Annotated in this window: 16 protein-coding genes; 6 read left to right on the top strand and 10 right to left on the bottom strand. The window is 62.7% G+C overall.

Features of this window, described 5'->3' with window-relative positions:
* The first annotated feature begins 4 nt into the window (after nucleotides 1-4).
* Genes nosZ through AC1RT2_RS22630 form a run of 6 tightly spaced genes read left to right on the top strand, consistent with a single transcriptional unit; the run spans nucleotide 5 to nucleotide 6,447 of the window.
* Nucleotides 5-1,933 carry a TAT-dependent nitrous-oxide reductase gene (gene nosZ, locus AC1RT2_RS22655; RefSeq protein ID WP_493105547.1) on the top strand — a complete coding sequence of 643 codons (1,929 nt, stop codon included), beginning with the start codon at nucleotides 5-7 and terminating at the stop codon, nucleotides 1,931-1,933.
* Nucleotides 1,934-1,936: 3 nt separating this feature from the next.
* Entirely contained in the window at nucleotides 1,937-3,268 is a 1,332-nt protein-coding gene (locus tag AC1RT2_RS22650) for a nitrous oxide reductase family maturation protein NosD (RefSeq protein ID WP_493105545.1), read from the top strand.
* On the top strand, nucleotides 3,234-4,133 hold the full coding sequence (locus tag AC1RT2_RS22645; protein ID WP_493105543.1) for an ABC transporter ATP-binding protein: 900 nt from the start codon (nucleotides 3,234-3,236) through the stop codon (nucleotides 4,131-4,133). Before AC1RT2_RS22650 ends, AC1RT2_RS22645 begins: the two co-directional genes overlap by 35 nt.
* Nucleotides 4,130-4,951, top strand: coding sequence for an ABC transporter permease (locus AC1RT2_RS22640; RefSeq protein WP_493105541.1), 822 nt, complete (start codon nucleotides 4,130-4,132; stop codon nucleotides 4,949-4,951). Before AC1RT2_RS22645 ends, AC1RT2_RS22640 begins: the two co-directional genes overlap by 4 nt.
* On the top strand, nucleotides 4,948-5,529 hold the full coding sequence (locus AC1RT2_RS22635) for a nitrous oxide reductase accessory protein NosL (protein ID WP_493105539.1): 582 nt from the start codon (nucleotides 4,948-4,950) through the stop codon (nucleotides 5,527-5,529). Before AC1RT2_RS22640 ends, AC1RT2_RS22635 begins: the two co-directional genes overlap by 4 nt.
* A 3-nt stretch (nucleotides 5,530-5,532) precedes the next feature.
* Nucleotides 5,533-6,447, top strand: a complete 915-nt coding sequence (locus tag AC1RT2_RS22630) for an FAD:protein FMN transferase (protein WP_493105537.1) — start codon at nucleotides 5,533-5,535, stop codon at nucleotides 6,445-6,447.
* Nucleotides 6,448-6,524: 77 nt separating this feature from the next.
* On the opposite strand, the gene AC1RT2_RS22625 is transcribed toward AC1RT2_RS22630, so the two are convergent.
* From AC1RT2_RS22625 to AC1RT2_RS22580, 10 genes are all read right to left on the bottom strand, one after another.
* Nucleotides 6,525-6,782, bottom strand: a complete 258-nt coding sequence (locus AC1RT2_RS22625) for a hypothetical protein (RefSeq protein WP_493105535.1) — start codon at nucleotides 6,780-6,782, stop codon at nucleotides 6,525-6,527.
* Nucleotides 6,783-7,074: 292 nt separating this feature from the next.
* Nucleotides 7,075-7,878 carry a hypothetical protein gene (locus AC1RT2_RS22620; RefSeq protein ID WP_493105533.1) on the bottom strand — a complete coding sequence of 268 codons (804 nt, stop codon included), beginning with the start codon at nucleotides 7,876-7,878 and terminating at the stop codon, nucleotides 7,075-7,077.
* A 97-nt stretch (nucleotides 7,879-7,975) separates the two neighbouring features.
* Nucleotides 7,976-9,142, bottom strand: coding sequence for a PP2C family protein-serine/threonine phosphatase (locus tag AC1RT2_RS22615; RefSeq protein WP_493105531.1), 1,167 nt, complete (start codon nucleotides 9,140-9,142; stop codon nucleotides 7,976-7,978).
* A gap of 91 nt (nucleotides 9,143-9,233) precedes the next feature.
* Nucleotides 9,234-9,713: a type VI secretion system baseplate subunit TssE gene (gene tssE, locus AC1RT2_RS22610; RefSeq protein WP_493105529.1), complete on the bottom strand. Its 480-nt coding sequence runs from the start codon at nucleotides 9,711-9,713 to the stop codon at nucleotides 9,234-9,236.
* A gap of 42 nt (nucleotides 9,714-9,755) precedes the next feature.
* Complete coding sequence (tssC, locus tag AC1RT2_RS22605; protein ID WP_493105527.1) at nucleotides 9,756-11,291, bottom strand: type VI secretion system contractile sheath large subunit; 1,536 nt, start codon at nucleotides 11,289-11,291, stop codon at nucleotides 9,756-9,758.
* Between the two features lie 7 nt (nucleotides 11,292-11,298).
* Nucleotides 11,299-12,792: a type VI secretion system contractile sheath large subunit gene (tssC, locus tag AC1RT2_RS22600; protein WP_493105525.1), complete on the bottom strand. Its 1,494-nt coding sequence runs from the start codon at nucleotides 12,790-12,792 to the stop codon at nucleotides 11,299-11,301.
* 4 nt (nucleotides 12,793-12,796) lie between these two features.
* Nucleotides 12,797-13,306, bottom strand: a complete 510-nt coding sequence (tssB, locus tag AC1RT2_RS22595) for a type VI secretion system contractile sheath small subunit (protein ID WP_444798073.1) — start codon at nucleotides 13,304-13,306, stop codon at nucleotides 12,797-12,799.
* Between the two features lie 50 nt (nucleotides 13,307-13,356).
* Nucleotides 13,357-14,490, bottom strand: coding sequence for a type VI secretion system protein TssA (gene tssA, locus AC1RT2_RS22590; protein WP_493105523.1), 1,134 nt, complete (start codon nucleotides 14,488-14,490; stop codon nucleotides 13,357-13,359).
* 186 nt (nucleotides 14,491-14,676) lie between these two features.
* On the bottom strand, nucleotides 14,677-15,285 hold the full coding sequence (locus AC1RT2_RS22585; protein ID WP_493105521.1) for a DUF6931 family protein: 609 nt from the start codon (nucleotides 15,283-15,285) through the stop codon (nucleotides 14,677-14,679).
* Between the two features lie 9 nt (nucleotides 15,286-15,294).
* Entirely contained in the window at nucleotides 15,295-17,331 is a 2,037-nt protein-coding gene (locus AC1RT2_RS22580) for a type VI secretion system Vgr family protein (RefSeq protein ID WP_493105518.1), read from the bottom strand.
* Nucleotides 17,332-17,405 lie beyond the last annotated feature (74 nt).

Genomic DNA, 17,405 nt, shown 5'->3' with positions numbered 1-17,405 from the left:
GATCATGGAATCGAAGGAAAACAAGGGATTGAGCCGCCGAGCGCTGTTCAGCGCCACGGCAGGAAGCGCCGTGCTGGCCGGGGCGATGGGGCCTGCCGCACTGGGCTTGGGCGCTGCGGGGCTGGCGACCCCGGCCCGCGCCGCCACTGGGGCTGACGGGTCGGTCGCACCCGGCAAGCTGGATGACTATTACGGCTTCTGGTCTTCAGGCCAGACCGGTGAGATGCGCATTCTCGGCATCCCCTCCATGCGCGAACTGATGCGGGTGCCGGTATTCAACCGCTGCTCGGCCACCGGCTGGGGCCAGACCAATGAATCGCTCCGCATTCACCAGCGCTCGATGACGGAAAAGACCAGGAAGCAGCTTGCTGCTAACGGCAAGCAGATCCACGACAACGGCGACCTTCACCATGTTCACATGTCCTTCACCGAGGGCAAATATGACGGTCGCTACCTGTTCATGAACGACAAGGCCAACACCCGCGTGGCGCGGGTGCGCTGCGACGTGATGAAGACCGATGCCATCCTGGAAATTCCCAACGCCAAGGGCATCCACGGCATGCGCCCGCAGAAATGGCCGCGGTCGAACTACGTGTTCTGCAACGGCGAGGACGAAGCGCCGCTGGTCAATGACGGCTCGACCATGACGGACGTATCGACCTATGTGAACATCTTCACGGCGGTCGATGCGGACAAGTGGGATGTGGCCTGGCAGGTGAAGGTGTCGGGCAACCTCGACAATTGCGACGCCGACTACGAAGGCAAATGGGCGTTTTCGACCAGCTACAACTCCGAAATGGGCATGACCCTGGAGGAGATGACCAAGTCCGAGATGGACCACATTGTCGTCTTCAACCTCGCCGAGATCGAGAAAGCCATCGCGGCCGGTCAGTACGAGGAGATCAATGGCGTCAAGGTGGTGGATGGGCGCAAGGAGGCCAAGTCTCTCTTCACCCGCTACATTCCGATCGCCAACAATCCCCATGGCTGCAACATGGCGCCGGACAAGAAGCACCTGTGCGTTGCCGGCAAGCTGTCACCCACTGTCACCGTGCTGGATGTGACGAAGTTCGACGCCCTGTTCTACGACAATGCCGAGCCCCGCAGCGCCGTGGTGGCAGAGCCTGAACTGGGCCTCGGTCCGCTTCATACCGCCTTCGACGGACGTGGCAACGCTTACACTTCGCTCTTCCTCGACAGCCAGGTGGTGAAGTGGAACATTGACGAGGCGATCCGCGCCTATGCCGGCGAGAAGATCAATCCGATCAAGGACAAGCTGGATGTTCAGTACCAGCCGGGTCACCTGAAGACGGTCATGGGCGAGACGCTGGATGCGTCCAACGACTGGCTGGTGTGCCTGTGCAAGTTCTCCAAGGACCGCTTCCTGAACGTCGGCCCGCTGAAGCCGGAAAATGACCAGCTCATCGACATCTCCGGCGACAAGATGGTGCTGATGCATGATGGCCCGACCTTCGCCGAGCCGCATGACGCGATTGCCGTCGCCCCCTCGATCCTGTCGAACATCCGCTCCGTCTGGGACCGCAACGATCCGTTGTGGGCCGAAACGCGCAAGCAAGCCGAGACCGATGGCGTCAATATCGACGAATGGACCGATGCCGTGATCCGCGACGGCAACAAGGTCCGCGTCTACCTGACCTCGGTCGCGCCCAGCTTCAGCCAGGAAAGCTTCACGGTGAAGGAAGGCGACGAGATTACGGTGATCGTCACAAATCTCGACGAGATCGACGACCTGACCCACGGTTTCACCATGGGCAACCATGGCGTGGCGATGGAGGTCGGCCCGCAGCAGACGAGCTCCGTTACCTTCGTCGCCGCCAATCCCGGCGTCTACTGGTATTATTGCCAGTGGTTCTGCCATGCCCTGCACATGGAAATGCGCGGTCGCATGTTCGTGGAACCGAAGGGCGCCTGACCGATGATGCGTCTGCCCGTTCTCCTGATCGGCCTCCTTCTCGCGTCGCCGCTTGCGGCGGCGGAGCGCGCCGTTGTGCCGGGAACGGGCAGCCTGGCGGCTGCGATCGCCGGGGCTGCCCCCGGCGATGTGCTGAAACTGACCGACGGGGTCTATCGCGGCCCCGTCACCGTCGACCGTCCGCTCACCATTCTCGGAACCCGTGGGGCCGTGGTGGACGGCGAGGGTCAAGGCAGCGTGATGACGATTTCCGCGCCGGATGTGACGTTGACGGGCTTTACGGTCACCGGGTCGGGCCGGGTGAACCAGGATCTCGATTCAGGCGTAAAAATCCTCCAGGGCGCCGCCCGCGCCCGCATCGAAAAGCTGCTTGTCACGGGCAACATGCATGGCATCGACGTGCATGGCGGCCGAAACACCACTGTCCTGCAAAACGAGATCGTCGGAACGAACAGCCCACGCATGAACGAGCGTGGCAACGGGATCTATGTCTGGAACAGTCCTGGCACGCGGCTTGAGGGCAATTTGATCCGTTACGGCCGCGACGGTATCTTCTCCAACGCCAGCGCCGACAGTGTCTATCGCGGCAACATCATGCGTGACCTGCGCTTTGCCGTGCATTTCATGTACACCCGAAACACCGAGGTTTCCGGCAATGTCTCGGTTGGAAACCATCTCGGTTTCGCCATCATGTTCTCCAACCGGGCGAAGATCCTGAACAATCTCAGCCTTGGCGACCGCGAACACGGGTTGATGCTGAACTATGCCAACAATGCCGACGTCACCGGCAATCTGGTGCGGGGCGGCACGAAGAAATGTTTCTTCATCTACAACGCCCACAAGAACCTCATCTGGGACAACCGGTTCGAGAATTGCAGTATCGGCATTCACTTTACCGCCGGCTCTGAGAAGAACGTGCTGACCGGCAATGCCTTCATCGCCAACCGCGAGCAGGTGAAATATGTCGGCACCCGCAACATGGAATGGAGCCATGAGGGCCGGGGCAATTTCTGGTCCGACCATCCGGCCTTCGATCTCAACGGCGACAGCATCGCCGACAGTTTCTACCGACCCAACGACATGATGGACCAGATCCTCTGGTCGCAGCCGGCGGCGAGCCTGCTGATCGGCTCGCCCGCCGTACAACTCGTACGCTGGAGCCAGCGGGACTTTCCCGCCACGCTGCCCGGAGGCGTGCGCGACAGCGCGCCGCTGATGCGCCCCCTGACCATATCCGTCCCGCCCGACATACTTGGCTACGAAGCCGAGGCCGCCGGTCGCTGGGCCGAAGGAAATTATGATGACACCGACCCTGACAATCTCTCGGCTCACTAAGCGGTTTCAGACCGTCGAAGCGCTGAAGCAGGTTTCGCTGACGCTGGAGCCCGGAAAACGCGCGGCGCTGCTCGGCCATAACGGCGCAGGCAAATCGACGATGATGAAGATCGTCCTCGGCCTCATTCCCTTCGATGGCGGCGAGGTGTCGGTCTGCGGCGCGCATCCGGGCTCGGCGTCCGCGCGGGCACAGGTTGCCTATCTGCCGGAAAACGTCGCCTTCCATCCCGCCCTCACAGGGGAAGAGCAGCTGCGCCACTATCTGGCCCTGCGCGGCGAAAACCCGCGCCAGGCCACGGAACTTCTGTCCCGCGTGGGTCTGACCCATGCCGCTCGGCGTCGGATCGGCACCTATTCCAAGGGCATGCGCCAGCGTGTGGGCCTGGCTCAGACGCTGATCGGCCGCCCGCGCCTGCTGGTGCTGGACGAGCCGACCTCGGGCCTCGACCCGGTGTCGCGACGCGATTTTTACGATCTGCTCGACGGCCTTTCCGCCGAGGGAACGGCGATCCTCCTCTCCTCCCACGTACTGACCGAGGTGGAGGCCCGCACCGACCGCATTCTCATTCTTTCCGGTGGGGAACTGGTGGCGGAAGGCACGCTTGCGGATTTGCGCGCCCGGGCCGCACTGCCGGTCGCCTTCTCGGTTCGCCCCGCGCCCGGCCATGCGGCATCGCTGGCGGCAGCTTTTCCCGAAGGCGGGCTAGGGGACGACGGTCTTTTGCGCCTTTCCTGTTCGCAGGCGGAAAAACTGCCGCTCCTCGCCCGTATCGCAGCGCTTGGGGAAGAGATTGCCGATCTCGATGTCATCCCGCCGAGCCTTGAGGACATCTACAGCCATTTCAGCCGAAGGGACGGGCAATGAACCGCATCCTCGCCACCGCGATAAGCGAATTCCGCATCGCCTTCCGCAATCGCTGGGTCTCCATCGCCACCGGCATGATGGTGCTGTTCGCGCTGGTTCTGGCCGCTGCCGGCTCCGCTCCGACGGGCGATGTCGGCGTGGATCGGCTCTCTGTGACGGTTGCGTCCTTGACCTCGCTCGCGGTTTATCTGGTGCCGCTCCTGGCATTACTGATGAGTTTCGACGCGGTGGCGGGCGAGGTGGAGCGCGGCACGCTGCCGCTTCTGCTCACCTATCCCGTTTCGCGCCAGCAAATCCTGCTCGGCAAGCTGTTGGCCCATCTGGCGATTCTCGGCCTTGCGGTGACGCTCGGCTATGGTGCGGCGGCACTGGTGGCCATCTGGTCCGATCCCGCCGCGACCGCGGGGCTTGGCTCGCTGTGGCGGCTGATCTGGTCCTCGGTCCTGCTGGGCGCAACCTTCCTCGGTGCAGGCTATGCGCTCTCCGCGTTGGCGCGGCGACCCTCCGGGGCGGCAGGGCTGGCCATTGCACTCTGGCTGGTGGCGGTGGTGCTCTACGACCTCGCCTTGCTGGCGCTGATCGTCACGGACGGGGGCGGGGCTTTCACGACGCAGGCCCTACCTGTGGCGCTGCTCGCCAATCCGGCCGACGCCTTCCGCGTCTTCAATCTTTCGGCAGCGGAAGCTGTCGCCGTTGCCGGCGGCATCGGCGGGGCGGCGGGCGCAATCCCCCTCTGGCAATCGGCAGCCTCGCTCCTTCTCTGGCCGCTTGCTGCCATCGCGCTTGCCGTTACGGCCTTCCGGAAGGTGACGCCATGAGAATTCGCCTTCGCCCCGTGCTGCTTGTGGCAATGCTCGCGCTGCTGTCCGCCTGCAAGGAGGATGTGGCCCACAACACCACGCCACAGGACCTGACACCCGAGACCCTCGGCCATTACTGCCAGATGAACCTTCTGGAACATCCCGGCCCCAAGGCCCAGGTCTTCCTCGAAGGCAATCCCGCGCCGCTGTTCTTCAGCCAGGTGCGGGACGCCATCGCCTATATGCGTGGCCCCGAGCAGGTCGCGCCGATCCTCGCCATCTATGTCAACGACATGGGAACAGCGGGGGCAACGTGGGACCGGCCCGGCGACGGCAACTGGATTGCCGCCGACCTGGCCTTCTATGTCGTCGGTTCCGCCCGACGAGGAGGCATGGGCGCACCCGAGACCGTGCCCTTTTTCAATTGGGAGGAGGCTGCGGCCTTTGCCAAAGCTGAGGGCGGCCATGTGTTGGCGCTTAGCGACATTACCGATGCCATGGTCCTGACCCCGGTGGAAACCGACACGGACGATGGACCTGACGACGATGACTATCTCGGCCGTCTACGCGCTCTGCCCAATCCAGCCGGAGGTTGACCCATGATGCTGACAAGACGCCGCCTGATCGCCATTTCCGCCATTATGGCTGCTCTACCCGCCACTACTGCCCGCGCGAGGACGGGAGCCGCCCGGCACTGGACTGGCCAGGCTCTCGGCGCACGCGCCTCGATCAGGCTCGACCATCCCGAAGCCGAAGCCATAACGGCCCGCGTCATGGCCGAGATCGACAGGTTGGAAAACATTCTCAGCCTCTATCGGCCGCAAAGCGCGCTTTCGCGGCTGAACCGCGAGGGTCATCTCGACGCCCCGCCCTTTGAACTGCTGGAATGCCTGTCACTGGCCGGCGCCGTGCAGCGGGCGAGCGGTGGGCGGTTCGATCCGACCGTGCAGCCACTCTGGGCGCTCTGGGCAGAGTCCGCCGCAAGTGGCGGTCGACCCGATGCGCGGGCCATCGACGAAGCGCGGCGCAAGACCGGCTGGGACAAGGTGAAACTCGATGCTGCGGCGATCACCCTGCAGCCAGGAATGGCGCTGACGCTGAACGGGATCGGTCAGGGCTATGTCGCCGACCGGATCGCCGTGCTTCTGGAGGCAGAGGGCCTGACCGACATCCTAATCGACACCGGTGAGTTGCGTGCTCTCGGGGGACGGCCGGAGGGCGGCGAATGGCCTGTACGGCTGGAAACCGGAGAGCATCTGACATTACGCCAGCGCGCTCTGGCAACCTCCGCCCCGCTGGGCACGACCTTCGATCAAGCGGGGAGAGACGGGCATATCCTCGATCCTGCGACCGGAATGCCCGCGAGCGCGACATGGCGTTCGATCACGGTCTCTGCCCCTTCCGCCGCCATAGCCGACGCATTGGCAACAGCCGCGTGCCTGATGCCCGACGCAGGATCGATCGTCGCCATGATCGGACGTTTTGAAGGAGCGCGGCTGGATGCCAGGGCATAACTTGAGCCTAAGTCATCAAAACAAGGCGCGCGCCATGACCTATTTCTCTCACTCTGGCCCATCTTCGCCATGTCACCTCAAGGTGACCACTTGACGACCGTAGCCCGCGGCAGCATGCGTTCCGTGACAGGGCACCCTTCTTGGATCTTGGTCCAGGACGAGACGTTGAGTTTCATCTCGCAGCGCGCGAGATAGGAACCGCCATCGACCTTCAGGCAGGACGTCTGGCCGAGCTCGAACATGACGCCGCGATTTCGGCATTTGCAATTGTGGGCATCCGCCAAGGTGGGGATCAGGGCTATTGCCAGACCAAGTATGAGCACTCCAATATGCATGGCTGATGCTCCGGACGATACGGCTCCAGACTACACCTGGCGGACGGCATCGTCAAAGTGGCCGCCCGCAGCCCAGGTGGCGCGCGCGTTACGTAAGGGCCTGCGCGTTATTCACGGCAAGGTCCTCTTGTATCAAGCCTGGCTCATTTCAGTCACGCTATCCACCAATCGCTAAACCGCAAATGGCGTGGCATAGCCGATCAGCGTCGCCACGCCCATCAATGATGAGGGTGCGCTGGGATTTGCGGCGGTGATCGGCAAGCCAACCGTGATGGGCTTGCCGCGGCAAGCGTTACATCAGCATCAGCTTGTCGTTCAGCGCCATCCAGCCGGCGGGCTCCTTGATCAGGGCCGCGGTGTCGTGTTTGCCGAAGATGCGGGTGAAGCTGCGCTTGGTGAAGATCTCGTGGAACATCGCCGAAGCGGGGCCAACGGGGCCGCCGGTGGCGCCGAACGCGCCGGCAATCACGGTTTCCTGGTAGGCACGCCAGTGAACCTCCATCGCCGTACGGGCGACGAGCTTGCTCAGCGTCACCTTGATGCCGAGCTTGGCGACGGTGGTTGCGATGTTCGTCGCAAGGCCGACGGCGGGGATTGGAATGGCGGCGCCGGCCAGACCCACGCCACGAACGCCGATCTTGGCGACTTTCGCCTTGAGCATCGCATCGACCCAGCGGGTGATCGTCTCGCTCTTCTTGAACCCCTTGCCGGCAGCCTTGATGCCGATCAGATGCGCGGCGGTCGTGCCAACGGCGCTTCCCTCACGCAGGATGCTGCCGACATCGACGGCCGTCACGCCGGAAGCCAGCCCGCCCGCAAGGCTGACCGCGCTTCCGCCCAATCCCTTGAACGTGCGTCCGGTGAAATATTTCCGGGTCTTGGGCGAAAGCCCGTCATGGCCATTCGCCAGAAAGGCCGGGTTCGGGATGACCTTCTCGTCGGCCTCCTCGGCGCCATAGGCCTCGCGAAGAAAATGGATGACGGAAACAAGGTTCGAGGCCGTGTCGTCGATACTCGATATAGATTCCACCACGCACCAGCACACGTCTTCTGCATCAGTCTTATCGATGGCGCCAAAATTGAAACTGCCCGGCACGATGTCCCCCTCGGTCTAGAGCTTCGGCCGCAAAGCTACTTCAAAGCTTGCTCAATTAACAGTAGCGAACGCGCCCGTTACCCGCGTTTGTACCGCCTTAGCGCAACCGTTTCACGACCAGCAAGGTGATGTCGTCGAACTGGGGTGCTCCCCCTGCAAAGGCATAGGCTTTCGCAAGCACGCCCTGGGCGAGATCGCTGGCTGTAGCGCCCGGATTTGCGGCGACTTCGGCCAGGACGCTATCCGTGCCGAACTGCATCTGGTCGCCGTTCTGCATGTCCGAAAGACCGTCGGAGGTGAGGAAGAGGACGTCACCCTCGGCAAGAACGAATTCACGATCGCTAAACGCGAGTGCCTCGATGACCCCGAGCGCCGGATCGGGAGGCGTTGAAACCTCGGCAACGGTGCTGCCGCTCGCGAGGATCGGATAGACGTGGCCGGCATTGCAATAGACGAGACGGCCGGTTGCGACGTCCAGAAGGGCAAAGAACAAGGTTACGAACCGCGAGTTCGGATTGTTCTTGCACAGTTCGTCATTGACGAGGGCGACGATCTCGGACGGCAATGGCACCCGCCCCGCGATGGCGTGGAATTGCAGCGTGCCTGCGCGCAACAGGCTGCGCGTGCGCGCCATGAAGAGGGCAGCTGAGGCACCCTTGCCCGCCACGTCGCCGATTGCGAGCGCGATCAAGCCCGGCGCCACTTCGAAAACATCGTAGAGATCGCCGCCAATTTCGAGCGCCGGGTCGATGCTTGCGAAGATCTCCAGTTGCCCGGGATCGACGGGAAAGCTGGTCGGGAGCATGGACTTCTGGCAGAGCCAAGCTTCCGCCAGCTCGCGTTCGAGCCGTTCCAGCTGGCGCTGGTTGATGTCGCGCAGGAATTTCTTCTCAAGCACCGCGCCGACACGGGCGGCAAGCAAGGCGGGGTTGAAGGGCTTGGGCAGATAGTCCTCGGCGCCCAGTTCAATGCAGCGCACCACCGATTCGATTTCCGATGCGGCCGAGATCATCACGACAGCCGTGGATTTGAGCCAGCCTTCATCGTTGAGCGCCTGCAGGGCATCGATGCCGTTCATGCGCGGCATCATCACGTCGAGAAGGATGAGATCGAAGGGCTCGGAACGAACTTTTTCGAGGGCTTCCAAGCCATCGCTGGCCTGCACGACATTGACGATGCCCTGCCGCCGCAGACGCCTTGCCAGCACATCCCGGTTGTCTTCGATATCGTCGACGATGAGGACTCGAGCCTGGGGAAAATCCAAAGAGGACCTCGTGAGTGATGGCCGGGTGACCGCGGCGGCGGTCGCTTTGCTCGCCGCTACGTTACGGCAATCGCCGATCGTTTCAAGGCCGTCAACGCCCGTTGATGGAAAGCATGCCGGTGACCGGGTCGATCGCCGTATTGAAGACGACAGCTTCGGTGGTGGAATCCGTTTCGAGAATGGCGTTGATCTGGAAGCGCAATATTCGCTCGACCTGGTTTTCCGGCACGACGAGTATCACCGAGAGCTCGCGGAACCTGGGTTCGAACCGGCGGACGACGTCCTCCAGGTTCTTGCGGAACTGCTCCTGCTGCGCCGGGGACGCGAGATGCTGGCTTTGCACTTCCGGCAGGCCATAGGTCAGGATCGACTGGCGCAGCTCCGTCAGCTTGGGGTCGGCGGGTAGCCGGCCCGGTCGGGTGTTGAACAGAATTTCAAGGTCGCGCCGCACGGACTCATGCAGCTCGTGCAAGGCGCGGTCGACGTTGCGGTCCGTTTCGATACTGTCACCCTGCAACAACCGGTCGAAGAGGGAAAGCCGGGGAGGGGCCTTGTTGGGAAGCCGGGCCATTCTCTATCCTTTGTTCTGGGCGATAGCGGACACAAACATGCTCTATCGAGAGCGTATCGTCTGCACTTCGGTACGCATGCGAAAACCCGAGATGACCTGATCGAACTGGAAATGCGGCTGGAGATGCAGCACGCAGTTCATGACGCCGGGTCGGCCGCTGATTTCGGTCATCTCAAGCCGCGCGCCGGCCAGCGGGTAGCGCGCCTTCAGCTCGGGGCCAGCGTCGGTGTTGCCGATCGTGTAGTCGCGCAGCCAGTCTTCGAGATAGCGTTCGAGATCCTGCGGCGTCGTGTAGGCGCCGACCCGGTCGCGGGCCATGATCTTCACGTAATGCGCAAAGCGGCTCATGCACATGACGTAGTGCAGCATGGCCGAAAGCCGGCCGTTCACCTGGGCGGGAAGGTCGCTATCGTTCGGGGCGGCATAAAGCGATTGAGCGCCGAGAAAAACCACGGAGCGATCGAAGTTGCAGGGGGTGAGCGCAATGAAGCCGAGCGCCTCGAGCACCTTCTGCTTCTTGTCGGTCAGTTCCACCTCCAGCGGCCGCCTGTAGGCGATCGTCTCGGACGTCGAGAAGTTTGCCACCGGCAGGTGGGCGACGACGCCGCCGAGGTCGCCGTGCGGACCCCGTGTGCCGCACATGTCGGCAAACCAGCCCCAGTCGCGGAACGCCCGGATCGCGATGACGCCGAAGGCGAAGGCGGCATTGCCCCAAAGCCAGGAATCGACGCCCGTTCCGCCTTCGCTGTAGCGGAAACCGTCCTGCCGCGAGGCGGTGTCGCGGTAGCGGTCGCGCAGCAGGACGCGCGGCATGGCGATACCGAGGAAGCGGCTGTCCTCCAGGTCGCGCAACCGACGCCACCGGTGATACTCGCCGAGCTGGAAACCCGCATCGAGTCGCTGCGCATAGGAAAGGTCGGCAAAAGTGCCAACCCCGAACAGTTCGGGCGCCGCACCGAGAATGCAGGGGGAAAAGGACGCGGCCGCGACCTGCGCGAGGCCGGTGAGCGTGCCGACATCGTCCTGCGCGCCCGCACCGGCCGGTGCGCGATGGCGCACCGCGTGGTCGCAGAGAAGCAGGCCGTACGGCACGCCGCCGGGCATGCCGTATTCCTCGCTGTAGACCTTGGCGAAAAGGGTGCTCTGGTCGAATTCGATCGCACGGTCGAAGTCGCGCGACAACTCGGCCCAAGTGGCATTGAACAGCTTGACGCGCACCTTGTCGTCGTTGCCGGTCTCCGAGAGCAACAGCTCTACGCCGCGCCAGGAAGCTTCGAGCTTGGTGAAGTCTTCTGTATGAATGATGGCGTCGATCTGGTCGCCGAGCAGCGGGTCGATGGCCGCGATGTCGCGGGTCAGGACCGCGCGCCAGCGTTCCCCGCCGCCGCGAGAGCCGAACCACAGGCGGAGGCATTCCTCCGGGTCGTCGCTTTCCATGAAACGGTCGAGCGTGGCGGAGATTTCCTCCCCGCCACGCTCGAGAACCGCATCGACGATGCGAAGCCGGAGACCGGCCTCGCTGTTGGCGCCAGCGCCGCCGGAAGGGTTTTCCGTGGCGATGGCATCGTCCTGTTCCATGCCTGCGTCAGCCCATCTGCGGGATGCGCGCGACGAGGCGCATGGAGGCCGTCAGCTCTTCCATCTGCAACCACGGGCGCAGATACGCGACAGCGTTGTAGGAGCCCGGCGAACCGGGGACTTCCTTTACGCTGATCGAGGCTTCCGCGAGCGGGTACTGCGCCTTCATCTCGGCGCTTGCTTCCGGATTGCCGTTGACGAAATTGCGGATCCAGTTGTTGAGCCAGGTTTCGCAATCGCTGACTTCCAGGAAGGAGCCGATCTTGTCGCGGCCCATAACCTTCAGGTAGTGCGAGAAGCGCGAGGTTGCCATGATGTAGGGCAGGCGGGCGGAAATCGCCGCGTTGGCCGTGGCATCGGGCTTGTCGTACTTCTTCGGGCGCTGCGTCGTCTGTGCGCCGAAGAACACTGCGTAGTCCGTGTTCTTGTAGTGGCAGAGCGGCAGGAAGCCGAGCTTGGAAAGCTCTGCTTCGCGGCGATCGGTAATGCCGATTTCCGTCGGGCATTGCTGATCGGCATCGCCGTCGTCACTGGTGAAGGTGAAGGTCGGCAGGCTTTCGACCTTGCCACCACCCTCGGCACCGCGGATCGCGACGCACCAGCCGTATTTCGAGAAGGCCGATGTCAGGCGTTCGCCGAGCGCGTAGGAGGCGTTCATCCAGGTGAACTCGTCCGGCTTCATCTTGGTGACGACGCCATTGGCGCCGATCGGGGCTTCCTCGAAGGAGAACTCCTCGATCTGCTTGCCCTGCGAACCGTAGGGAACGCGGGCGAGCACGCGCGGCATGGTCAGCGTGACGAAGCGAGCGTCTTCGCTGTCACGGAAACCGCGCCACTTGATGTATTCCGAGCTTTCGAAGATCTTTTCGAGGTCGCGCGGCTTGGACAGTTCAGTGAAGCTTTCCAGGCCGAACATCTTCGGGCTTGCGGCCGAGACGAAGGGGGCGAAGGACGCTGCGGCGACATTCGACATGCCCTGCAGCACTTCGAGGTCTTCCGTGCTGGAGCCGAACTCGAAATCGCCGATGAGCGCGCCATAGGGCTCGCCGCCGGGGGTGCCGAACTCGGTTTCATAGAGCTTCTTGAAGGTCTGGCTCTGGTCGAACTCGACTGCCTTGGTCAGGTCCTTGTGCAGTTCCTTCTTCGACAGGTTGAGAACACGGATCTTCAGCGTGGCGCTGGTTTCCGAGTTCTTGACGAGGTAGTTCAGGCCGCGCCAGCTGCCTTCCAGCTTCTGGAATTCTTCATTGTGCATGATGGCGGTCAACTGCTTCGACATCTTTTCGTCGATCGCGGCAATCGCCTTGTTGAAGGTCTGGGTCAGGTTCTTGCTGAACGTGACGGTGCCGGAAAGGGCTTCCGACGTCAGCGTGCGGAGCAAATCCTGAATTTCGTCCGGTTCGGCAGTCTTCGTGACCTGGATGGCCTGGTCGAGAAGGCTCACGGAGCCGGTGTCTTCTGCGACAGCTGCGCTGCCGGCTGCTTGGGTCTCGGCGCTCATCTGATTACTCCTTCGCACTCTCGGTGCCAAGTTCGTTGGCAAGGGCTGCAAGCTTGTCGGTGTTCTGCAGGACTTCTTCCAGGAGGCTTTCCAGCTCTTCGGAACGGTCCACCTTCGACATCAGGTCGCGCAGCTTGTTGCGCACGGCCAGAAGCTTGCGCAGCGGCTCGACCTGCTGGACGACGGCGCCGGGTTCGAAATCGTCCATCGACTTGAACTTCAGCGAGACAGGCAGCAGCGAGTCGTCGCCTGCCAGCGTGTTCTCGACCTTGAATTCCGCGCCGGGCGTCATGCGCTGCATGACGTCGTCGAAATTGTCGCGGTCGATCTGGGTGAACTTGCGGTCGCGCAAAGGCTTCTGCGGTTCGTAGGACTTGCCGGAGAAATCGCCGATGACGCCAACGACGAAGGGCAGTTCCTTGCGGACCTGTGCGCCCTCGGTCTCAACGTCGTATGTGATGTGAACGCGCGGTGCGCGCACCCTCTTGAGTTTCTGTTGAACGCTTTCTGCCATGACGGCCCCCTCTTCAGATGGTTGAATTGCTGCTCATACGGACTGGTAAATCAATAACCTGTTTCAGCTGCTGGCGGCTTGATACCCGCCGCCAGCAGGATGCGCTGGAGGTGGGCCGGGTCTTCGACCAGTTCCACCAGAAGGTCGGGTAGGCTCATGCGCGCACGCCTGACGGCGTCTTCGAGCGTGTACGACATGGGCGAGTGCGGTTCTGTCTTGCGAAAATAGCTGGCGATGCGGGTTAGCTCCGCCAAGGCCTCTTCGCGCGTCTGGTATCCGTCGATCTTGCGCACGGCCACAGCGCCGCCCGCTGCGGCCCGCTGTCCGGGCTCGCCTTCGGCCGCGTCTTCTGCGATGGTTTCTTCGCCAGCGGCAGAATAGTTCGCCACTGCCAGTTTGTCAGCGGCGAAATGGGTAATCGAGCGGGAGATCTCTTGCAGGAGCTCCCGGAGTGCGGAGACGGGCGGTGCATCCATTCCGGCGACCGCATCGAACGCCTTGTCCATGTCCGCGAGGGCGGCGATCGTCTCCTCGATGACCGCCTGGGTTTCCGAGAAGAACGAGGGTGTTGTATCCGCCACGCTTTCCTGGAACTGCTCCATGGTCACGGCACCGTTGTCGATGCGCTCCTGCCGGCGGGCGGGATCGGTGACCTTGGCGAGATCGGTTGCCTGCTCGTAGTTCCAGAGCGAAAAGCTCCACTGCGAGCCGCGTGTAATGGGCACGAGCCGGATCGGCTGGATGAGCGTTCCGACGGCACCCGACCCGTTGAGGCCGGCGACTGCGGAGACCTTGCCTTCGATGCCGTCTTCATCGAGCTCGGGAAAGCACGGCTCCCAGAAACCGGAGACGATGCCGGTGATTACCTTCATGCCGTCGCGCAGGCCCGCAAATCCCTCCTGCCGCAAAAGCGCCTCGACCAGCCAGGCGGCGATCTCGAGGTCCTTGCCGTGCGAACCGATGATTTCCATCGCGGTTTCGGCGACGGTGATCCATTCCGGTGGCGGGGCGGCACCGATTTCGACCGCCGCGCGTTCGGCGGAGCGTGCGGCGTTACGGGCATCTTTGGTACGGTAGTAAAGCGACGTCGGGGAACTGTCGGCACGCGGATTCGTCCCGGCAGGAGCCTCCTCCGAAATATTCTGGAGCAGAGCATCGATATCAATAACCTGCGGCAGAGCCATGGGTAGATATCCTCCTTCCCTTGCGGGCCTTTTTGCGAAAAATCGGGTGCACGCTGCTCCCGCCGTAATTGAAATCTCTAAGCAGACGCGAACTCGAATACCGCTACACGCGCGGGCCGGCAGCAAGCATGCTTAGCCCCAAATACTTAATTGATCTTGAAGCGAATCTCCGGATTCGCCCTACGATCAACTCATCCCGGTCGGCCGCTCGCCCGGCAACCAGCCGTTGCCGCCGTTGGCAATGTTGACCGCCCGTATGACTGCTGTCTCGAAACGGTTCACGAGTGTCGTCGCGTCACCCGCGGTAATCGATAATAACACCGAAGCACCGACGCCGATCGGCCCCAACCGGGGGTCCGCATCCGCATCCGGCATGCCTTCCGGGGCAAGGCTGCCGCCCGACCAGAAGACGGCGAGCGCCGCATAGGCGGCCGCACCCGTGAACTTGGCCGATTCGGCGCATTCCATGCAAGAGCGGCGGCGCGGTTCGTCCGGTTCGTAGACCCAGGCCGCGGTCCGCTCGAGGCACAGCTGTTCCAGCTCGGTGGGGGCCGGGATATTGGTCTTCGCGACGATATAGGCCCACCAGATCGCCTCGCGTACGGGAAGAGCGAAAGCCAGGAAACGGATGGCGTCGCCGATATTCTCCGCCTCGACGAGAAGCGACAGAAAACCCTGCGGCGACAGATCGGACAAGAGGAAGGGGCGCGCTTCGGCAGAGAGGTCCGCCCGGCTGCAGATCTCCTGCGCCGTCTGGGCCGTCAGCTTGCGGAAGGCTTCCGTCTGGATTCTCACCATCTACCCCTAATTGATCTTGACCATGCCGCCCTTGACGATGGCCATGCCATCGCCCGCGACATTGACGATCGGACCCTTGATCTCGCTTTTGGCGGAGCCCTCTATCGACACGGTGACGCCCTTCATGGTGATCCCGGCCTGCGTGATCTCCACCGTGCTGCTGCCGCATTTGAGGGTGATGCCCTGCATCGCTTCGAGCGTGATCTTGCCGGTACTTGCCTTCGTCGTCTGGTTTCCCTGGTTGAGGGTCAGAGTGTCATTGCCGACCGTCAGCGTTACTGCTCGGTCGCCCTGCTTGAGGGTCAGCGTGTCGCCGCCGGTGGCAAGTGTCACGGCGCGGTCGCCCTTGTTGATGTCGAGCGTCTCGTTGCCGGTCTCGATCGTTTCCGTCCGGTTGCCCTTCTTGATCGTCAGGCTTTCATGCCCCTCGGTGATCTCCGTGGTGCGGTTGTTCTTGATCGTCCGCTTCTGGTCATGGCCGACATCCAGCGTGTCGTCGTTCTCGACCTCGCGCAAAAAATCCTTCTCGGCGTGGAAGGTGATCTTTTCCTCGCCCTTCTTGTCTTCGAAGGAGAGCTCGTTGGCATTCGCCGTCTGGCCGGACTTGCTGCTGCGGGTCAGGAGCCCGCTCTTGGTCATGTTGGCGGGCAGCGCCCAGGGCGGCATGTTGTCGGCATTGTAGACGGCGCCCGTGACAAGCGGCCGGTCCGGATCGCCGTCGAGGAATTGCACGACGACCTCCATGCCGATGCGCGGCACGAAGACCGAACCCCAGTTGTTGCCGGCAAGCGACTGCGCCACGCGCACGAAGCAGGAGCTTTTCTCGTTCTTCTTGCCGTAGCGGTCCCAGTGGAACTGGATGCGGATGCGGCCGTACTTGTCGGTATGGATCTCGTCGCCGGCGGGGCCGACGACGATCGCAGTCTGCGGCCCCTGCACGACCGGTTTCAGTGCGGGCAACGGGTTGCGGGCAATTCGCGTTGCCGGCGCGCAGGTAAAGCTGTTGCGGTAATAGGGTCGCCCCTCGGTTCCGGGCCGCGTGCTGAAATGCGCGCGGTCGACGGCCTCGTGGTGGACCTCGGTCAACAGCAGCCGGCGGTTTTCCGCCGCTACCGGATGTTCCTTGAGCGTGAAGGCGTGGCCGCTGGTAAAGCTTGCGCAGGTGCTCGCGCCGGTCGCGGTTTCGAAGCCCGCTTCGGCGGCGTCGATCGCCGCGGTTGCGAAGCGCTTCAGGCTGTCCGCCTTCAGGGAAGAGCCGGGAAAGCGATAATGCTCCCATTTCTTTGCCGAAGCCGGTTGCTGGTTCGTCTTGCGCTCGCCTTCGATATTGTTCGCCGGCTTTTCGAAGTCGTAGTCCTCGATATGCCAGGTCGCATCGGTAAGGCTCGCCCCGGTGTTGAAGGAATAGACGCTGTCGACGGCCTCTTCCTGCCCCTGGCGATACAGCACCGCGTCCTGCAGGCAATCGGCATAGGCCGAGGCATTGTCGGTCAGCACCAGCTTGTGCGTGCCGTTCGTGTGCTTGAAGAAGTAGAAAATGCCCTCTTCGGCGAGAATACGCTGCAGGAAATCGAAATCCGTCTCGCCGAACTGCACGCGATATTCGCAGGTTTCGTATGTGCCGGTGAGCTTCTTCTCGAAGGTGACGTCACTGTCAGCCAGCAACTGCTCGGCGATGGCGACGACGGTCTTTTCCTGGAAAACTTTGTAGTCGGAGGTGCGCTGCGCGAGCCAGAGGCTCGGCGAGATGATCATCGTGTAAAGCCGGTAGTCGTTGCGTGTGAAGGCACCAGCCGAAAATGCGGTGACGATGCCGTTGACGTAGCGGCGGCTGCCGCCGGGCCTGGCAAGCGAGAGTGTGACGCTCTTGCCGAGCAGGTCCTTCGGCTCGATCGACGTGCGGGAGGAAAGTGCGCTGACGGTGAACTCGAAGAGGCTGGAAATGCCCTCCGTGCCACGCGCTTCCGTTGCGACGAAGGCGTTTTCCCCGAGAGGTGTCTCGAGGGTTATCCAACGGTCCTCTTGAACTAGGGTTGTAGCCATGACGTCTTACTTGCCCGATGGATGCGCGAAGACACGCATCGCCGCGTCAATGCAATCGAAGATCGAGGTGCGGC

This window comes from Shinella sp. GW821-FHT11G07 (assembly GCF_058808115.1).
Note: the sequence above shows the minus strand (reverse complement) of the source record. Positions and strands in the feature narration are given on the sequence as shown.

Excerpts from the sequence above, each read along its gene's own strand:
- nosZ (WP_493105547.1), top strand. The coding sequence starts at position 5 with ATGGAATCGAAGGAAAACAAGGGATTGAGCCGCCGAGCGCTGTTCAGC.
- AC1RT2_RS22650 (WP_493105545.1), top strand. The coding sequence starts at position 1,937 with ATGATGCGTCTGCCCGTTCTCCTGATCGGCCTCCTTCTCGCGTCGCCG.
- AC1RT2_RS22645 (WP_493105543.1), top strand. The coding sequence starts at position 3,234 with ATGACACCGACCCTGACAATCTCTCGGCTCACTAAGCGGTTTCAGACC.
- AC1RT2_RS22640 (WP_493105541.1), top strand. The coding sequence starts at position 4,130 with ATGAACCGCATCCTCGCCACCGCGATAAGCGAATTCCGCATCGCCTTC.
- AC1RT2_RS22635 (WP_493105539.1), top strand. The coding sequence starts at position 4,948 with ATGAGAATTCGCCTTCGCCCCGTGCTGCTTGTGGCAATGCTCGCGCTG.
- AC1RT2_RS22630 (WP_493105537.1), top strand. The coding sequence starts at position 5,533 with ATGATGCTGACAAGACGCCGCCTGATCGCCATTTCCGCCATTATGGCT.
- AC1RT2_RS22625 (WP_493105535.1), bottom strand. The coding sequence starts at position 6,782 with ATGCATATTGGAGTGCTCATACTTGGTCTGGCAATAGCCCTGATCCCC.
- tssE (WP_493105529.1), bottom strand. The coding sequence starts at position 9,713 with ATGGCCCGGCTTCCCAACAAGGCCCCTCCCCGGCTTTCCCTCTTCGAC.
- tssC (WP_493105527.1), bottom strand. The coding sequence starts at position 11,291 with ATGGAACAGGACGATGCCATCGCCACGGAAAACCCTTCCGGCGGCGCT.
- tssC (WP_493105525.1), bottom strand. The coding sequence starts at position 12,792 with ATGAGCGCCGAGACCCAAGCAGCCGGCAGCGCAGCTGTCGCAGAAGAC.
- tssB (WP_444798073.1), bottom strand. The coding sequence starts at position 13,306 with ATGGCAGAAAGCGTTCAACAGAAACTCAAGAGGGTGCGCGCACCGCGC.
- tssA (WP_493105523.1), bottom strand. The coding sequence starts at position 14,490 with ATGGCTCTGCCGCAGGTTATTGATATCGATGCTCTGCTCCAGAATATT.
- AC1RT2_RS22580 (WP_493105518.1), bottom strand. The coding sequence starts at position 17,331 with ATGGCTACAACCCTAGTTCAAGAGGACCGTTGGATAACCCTCGAGACA.